The organism is Pontibacterium sp. (genome assembly GCF_041587635.1).
Classification (GTDB): Bacteria; Pseudomonadota; Gammaproteobacteria; order Pseudomonadales; family Balneatricaceae; genus Pontibacterium.
Window position 1 is genome coordinate 1 of sequence record NZ_JBFGYC010000242.1, and the last position, 5,730, is coordinate 5,730.

A 5,730-nucleotide genomic window follows, 5' to 3' on the forward strand; every position below is an offset into this window, starting at 1 on the left:
GGTCTGGTATTTAACCCGGCGACGCCACTGAGCCATCTGGACTACGTGATGGATAAAGTCGACATGGTCTTGCTGATGTCGGTAAACCCGGGCTTTGGTGGTCAGAAGTTTATTCCGGGTACGCTGGATAAGTTGCGTCAGGCACGTGAGATGATCCAGAACAGCGGTTATGACATTCGTCTGGAGATTGACGGTGGTGTTGGTATTGGGAATATCCGTGAAATTGCTGAGGCGGGTGCGGATACCTTTGTGGCAGGTTCTGCGATTTTTAACACCGATGACTACACAGCCACCATCGACGCGATGCGTGCTGAACTGGCGAACGTGTCCAGCTGATGCAACAACTGTTTGAAGGGCGGGAGCCCGGGCTAATTTTGTTTGACCTGGATGGCACGCTGGTTGACAGTGTGCCGGATCTTGCCGCAGCTGTGGATGAAATGCTTCGTGCACTTGAGCGTCCATTGGCGGGCTTGGAAAAGGTCCGCCAGTGGGTGGGCAATGGTGCCCCGGTGCTCGTTCAGCGAGCATTGACAGGTGAGCAGAATCCCAACGCGGATGCGATTGATCCTGTGTTGTTCAACAAAGCCTTCGACTTATTTATGTCCGCCTATGGGAACAGCGCCTCCCATAGCAGTACGCTTTACCCGGGTGTGATGGAATGTCTGCAAGGGTTGCATGCGCGAGGCATAATGTTGGGGGTTGTGACCAATAAACCCATTCAGTTTACCCACCCTATTCTTGATGAGTTTGGACTATCTCCCTTCTTTTCTGTGGTGCTGGGTGGCGATAGCTTACCGCAGAAGAAACCGTCGCCAGAGCCACTGTGGTATGCGATGGAGTTGGCGGGTGTCGCCGCAGAGCATACGCTGATGGTGGGTGACTCCAAGAGCGATATCGGAGCCGCCCGTGCCGCAGGGTGTGCCGTGGTTGCCGTGCCCTACGGCTACAATCACGGTGAACCGGTTCAGAACTACAAGCCAGATCTGTTAGTAGAGCGTTTGGATCAGTTGCTCTGACTAGCGACCTGCATCGGAGGCTGGCTGTTCTCGGTCTTCAAACAAGATTCGACGAGCGCTGTTGGTGACGGCCAATACGCCGGGGTGACGAATACGTCGCTCCAGCGAGATCGCATAGAAGCGTTCGCGGATCGAATCGATACGACCAATGCTTTCTACCGAGAACTGACGTTCGATATGTGGCTCAAGTACGCTGGGGCCACAGAACACTCCTTTCCCTGCCTGTCCAAATGTCCCCAGCAATGCGTGATCCACACACTCGACAACGATGTTGGGGTGAATATCATGGCGATCACACCACTTTTGCAGGCTGGAACCAATCATCGTATCGCCGGTTGGCATCAGCAGAGGCGCATTCTGCAGTGATTGGGGGAAATTCTCCCGATAGTTCGCAGCCAGTGCCGGAGCTGCAAACATCGACATGCTGCAATCTCCCAATAGGTGGTTATAGGCTCTGATATTGAAGCCTGCATCTACGGGGCGATCCGTCAGTACCATATCCACACGGTGGGTGGCGAGGTCGGCCAGCAAGGTTTCCATGTTGCCTTCACGGCACTCGAGCCGGACCGGTTCATCCAATTCCAGGGCAGGTTCCAACAGCCGGTATGCAACCAGCTTGGGCAAAACATCAGCAATACCGACACTGAAAAGACGTACGGACTGTCCCGGGTTGCGTAGCTGGTCCTGCAGTGACTCGCCCATCGAGAAAATCTGCTCTGCATAATCCAGCGCTTGCTTGCCCGCATCGGTCAGAATCAGTTTGCGGCCTTCCTTTTGTAGCAAGGCAACCCCAAGAGTGTGCTCCAGCTGTTTGAGCTGACCTGAAATAGTTTGTGGTGTCAGATTGAGCTTCTCGCAGGCACGGACGATGGAGCCTTCCTGTGCAACCACCATAAAATAACGTAAGTGCTTGAAATTCAGATGATGAATCATAGTTCGAAAAAACCGAAGTGTTTTTAGATTAAATTCGAATTTTCTTGTCTTATGGGGTGAGTATACTGAATTCATTAGATGAGTTCTCCCCCCCGATAGTCTGGCTGCTGGGACTAAAAATGACAGCAGGGCTCTTATCACAATGCTAATTACACACCCCGGCCTGTCCGGGGTTTTTTTTTGAGGTGTTTATGCAGATCGTGCAGCGATTCATTCAGCTTGAGTCCGCGAGTGGCATTTTATTGATTGGGGCAATGTTATTCGCCATGTTGATGGCGAATACCCCGCTTGATCCTTATTACGAAGCGATTTTAGATCTACCGGTCGAAGTGCGCGTGGGTGCACTTCACCTGGATAAACCGCTGTTGCTATGGATAAACGACGGCTTGATGGCAATCTTTTTCCTGCTGGTGGGGCTTGAAGTTAAACGAGAGTTGATGGTCGGTGAGCTTTCAGAGCCAAGTCGCATCGTGCTGCCTGCTATTGCAGCAGTGGGTGGTATGGCGATCCCCGCACTCTGTTTTGCTGTTTTTAACTGGAGTAATGATACCGACCTGCGTGGTTGGGCGATTCCGACCGCAACGGATATCGCTTTTGCTCTGGGCATCTTGTCGTTGTTGGGTAATCGGGTTCCAGTGGCGCTGAAGTTGTTTCTGATGACGCTGGCGATTATCGATGACTTAGGGGCCATTATTGTTATCGCCCTGTTCTATACCACTGAACTGTCGACGTTATCATTGACGGTTGCAGCGACAACCATTGCGATGTTGTTCCTGATGAATCGTCTGGGCGTGATGCGTATTGCTGCGTATGTTCTGGTGGGTGTTGTGCTCTGGATCAGTGTGTTGAAGTCCGGTGTGCACGCAACACTGGCCGGCGTGGTGTTGGCATTTGCGATTCCGCTCACCAATAAGAAAAATCCAGACTTTTCACCGCTCAAGAGTCTGGAACATCTGCTTCATCCGTGGGTGGCCTTCGCCATTTTGCCGTTCTTTGCTTTTGCCAATGCGGGTGTGCCGCTGGCGGGAATATCGCTGGATATGCTCTTAGCGTCGGTTCCAGTAGGAATTATGGCAGGTTTGTTTATCGGTAAGCAGGTTGGGGTATTTGGCTTCAGCTGGATTGCGATAAAGCTGGGGCTTGCCGAAAAACCCGGAGGGGCTGGTTGGGGGGCACTCTATGGTGTATCGCTGCTGACCGGCATCGGTTTTACCATGAGTTTGTTTGTCGATTCACTGGCCTACGAAGGCATGGCCGATCTTTATGGTGGTGCAGACCGCCTGGCTATCCTAATAGGATCGGTAGTATCAGCCCTAGCGGGGTATCTGGTGCTGAAATTTGCACTGAAAGACTGAGTATTGGACTGTGACGGTTGATTCGCTTACGGTGCTGCTATATGGTCTCGGTATCGATTCCATTTGCTGAACATAAGCGATCAACCGTGAATTCATACGAGTCTCTGCAGAACTTTGGTGCTTTGCCCCGCTTGCCGTACGTCGGTGAACGATGGCGATGGTGTGCCTGAAACGAGTTTTGTTCTACTCGTTGCAGTGATTTCTGAATTCAGCATCCTCAGACTTACGATTTTTTGTTTGCCCCTCTGACACGTGCTTTCTTCGCTTCCTGCGACGATCTCAAATCTGTACACCGAATTTACGCCTGAGATATAAAGCATGACACCTGAACAGTTTGCCGAACTGGCTGCCCAGAATTTCAATCGTATTCCTGTTGTTCGCGAAGTACTTGCCGACCTGGATACACCTCTTTCCACCTATATGAAGCTGGCTAACGCGCCCTACAGCTACCTGCTGGAGTCGGTTGAAGGGGGCGAAAAGTGGGGGCGTTACTCGATCATTGGTTTGCCATCACGCACAGTTCTCAAAGTCTCTGGCTTTGATATCACTGTAGAGACTGACGGCGCGGTGGTTGAACGTCATCATTCTGAAGATCCTCTCGCCTTTGTGGAAGAGTTCCAAAAACGCTACCGCGTGCCGGATCTGCCGGGCCTACCCCGTTTTAACGGCGGTCTTGTCGGTTATTTTGGTTACGATTGTGTGCGTTACGTGGAAAAACGCCTGCAGAAAAATGTGCCTGAAGATGCGATCGGTACGCCGGATATTTTGCTGATGGTGTCTGATGAGGTTGTTGTATTTGATAACCTTAGTGGCAAACTGGTCTTGATCTCCCATGCTGACCCGCAAGAACCCGATGCTCTGGAGATTGCCCAGCAGCGTCTGGATGCACTCGTTAATCGCTTACGGTTTAGTGTGCCGTATGAGCGTCAGTGCAAAGGGCGTGAAGTCGATGAAAATGAATTCAAGTCCAGCTTTGGCGAGCAAGAGTTCATGGATTCGGTCGATCAGATTAAAGAGTACATCCTCTCGGGCGATGTGATGCAAACCGTCATCTCCCAGCGTATGTCGATTCCGTTCGACAACCGTCCGTTGGATCTGTACCGCGCACTGCGGAGCCTGAATCCATCCCCATACATGTATACGCTGCATCTGGATGATTTCCACGTGGTCGGCTCCTCACCAGAAATTCTGGCGCGGGTGGAAGACGGAGTGGTCAGTGTGCGTCCGATTGCGGGTACCCGTCGTCGCGGCAAAACCGAAGAAGAAGATCTGGCGCTGGAAAAAGAGTTGCTGGCTGATCCAAAAGAGATCGCCGAGCACCTGATGCTGATCGATCTGGGGCGCAACGATGTGGGCCGAGTGGCTCAGATCGGTGGTGTTGAGCTAACCGGAAAAATGGTGATCGAACGTTACTCCCACGTGATGCATATCGTTTCCAATGTTGACGGTAAGTTGAAGCCGGATGTGAGCGCAATGGATGTATTGCGTGCAACCTTGCCTGCTGGCACATTAAGCGGCGCACCTAAAGTGCGGGCGATGGAGATCATCGACGAGATGGAACCCGTCAAACGGGGTGTCTACGGTGGGGCGGTTGGTTACCTCTCCTGGAATGGTAATATGGATACCGCAATTGCGATCCGTACGGCTGTCATCAAGGATAATACCCTGCATATTCAGGCAGGGGCGGGGGTGGTGGCAGACTCTGTACCACGCCTTGAATGGAAAGAGACCATGAACAAGGGCCGCGCAATATTCCGTGCGGTGGCGATGGTCGAAAAAGGTTTGGATAACCTCTGAATCTCTGCACAGGACATAGATAAATGTTGTTAATGATCGATAACTACGATTCCTTTACCTACAACGTAGTGCAGTATCTGGGTGAGCTGGGTGCTGAGGTTGAGGTGCATCGTAACGATGAGATTTCTGTTGCCGAGGTTGAGGCAAAACAGCCAGATCATCTGGTGATCTCCCCCGGGCCCTGTACTCCAAATGAAGCGGGTATCTCGGTTGAGGCGATCACGCACTTTGGCGGCAAGCTGCCATTGTTTGGTATCTGTTTAGGACACCAGAGTATTGGTCAGGCGTTTGGTGGCAAAATCGTGCGTGCCAAAGAGGTCATGCACGGTAAAACCTCTCCGGTATATCACAACAATACCGGTGTATTTGAAGGTCTTGCGAATCCCGTAGAGGTGACCCGTTACCACTCGTTGGTCATCGATCAGGCGACCCTGCCTGACTGTCTGGAGATTACTGCGTGGACTCAGAACGAAGACGGCAGCATCGACGAAATTATGGGCGTGCGTCACAAGGAACTGGACATTGAAGGTGTTCAGTTCCACCCGGAGTCGATCCTCACCGAGCAGGGCCACGATCTGCTGGCAAACTTCCTGAAACGAAAAAAATAACAGGCTGGATGGTTAATCCCA

The 5,730-nt window shown here is 51.9% G+C and carries 6 protein-coding genes; 5 read left to right on the forward strand and 1 reads right to left on the reverse strand.

Annotated features, from left to right (window positions below; genetic code table 11):
* Both ABYW01_RS12400 and ABYW01_RS12405 read left to right on the forward strand, forming a co-directional pair.
* Positions 1–336, forward strand: a 336-nt coding sequence (locus ABYW01_RS12400) for a ribulose-phosphate 3-epimerase (protein ID WP_372833099.1), incomplete at its 5' end; no start/stop codon positions are given.
* Entirely contained in the window at positions 336–1,016 is a 681-nt protein-coding gene (locus ABYW01_RS12405; protein WP_372833102.1) for a phosphoglycolate phosphatase, read from the forward strand. The genes ABYW01_RS12400 and ABYW01_RS12405, both read left to right, overlap by 1 nt.
* Here the strand turns inward: ABYW01_RS12405 and nhaR are convergent, their stop codons facing one another.
* Positions 1,017–1,949 (reverse strand): transcriptional activator NhaR, encoded by a 933-nt coding sequence (gene nhaR, locus ABYW01_RS12410; protein WP_372833105.1) that lies wholly within the window; start codon positions 1,947–1,949, stop codon positions 1,017–1,019.
* Positions 1,950–2,140: 191 nt separating this feature from the next.
* Between nhaR and nhaA the strand changes: the two genes are divergently transcribed.
* From nhaA to ABYW01_RS12425, 3 genes are all read left to right on the forward strand, one after another.
* On the forward strand, positions 2,141–3,304 hold the full coding sequence (nhaA, locus tag ABYW01_RS12415; RefSeq protein WP_372833108.1) for a Na+/H+ antiporter NhaA: 1,164 nt from the start codon (positions 2,141–2,143) through the stop codon (positions 3,302–3,304).
* A 318-nt stretch (positions 3,305–3,622) separates the two neighbouring features.
* Positions 3,623–5,101, forward strand: coding sequence for an anthranilate synthase component I (trpE, locus tag ABYW01_RS12420; RefSeq protein ID WP_372833110.1), 1,479 nt, complete (start codon positions 3,623–3,625; stop codon positions 5,099–5,101).
* Positions 5,102–5,124: 23 nt separating this feature from the next.
* Complete coding sequence (locus tag ABYW01_RS12425; protein ID WP_372833113.1) at positions 5,125–5,709, forward strand: aminodeoxychorismate/anthranilate synthase component II; 585 nt, start codon at positions 5,125–5,127, stop codon at positions 5,707–5,709.
* The last annotated feature ends 21 nt before the right edge of the window (positions 5,710–5,730 follow it).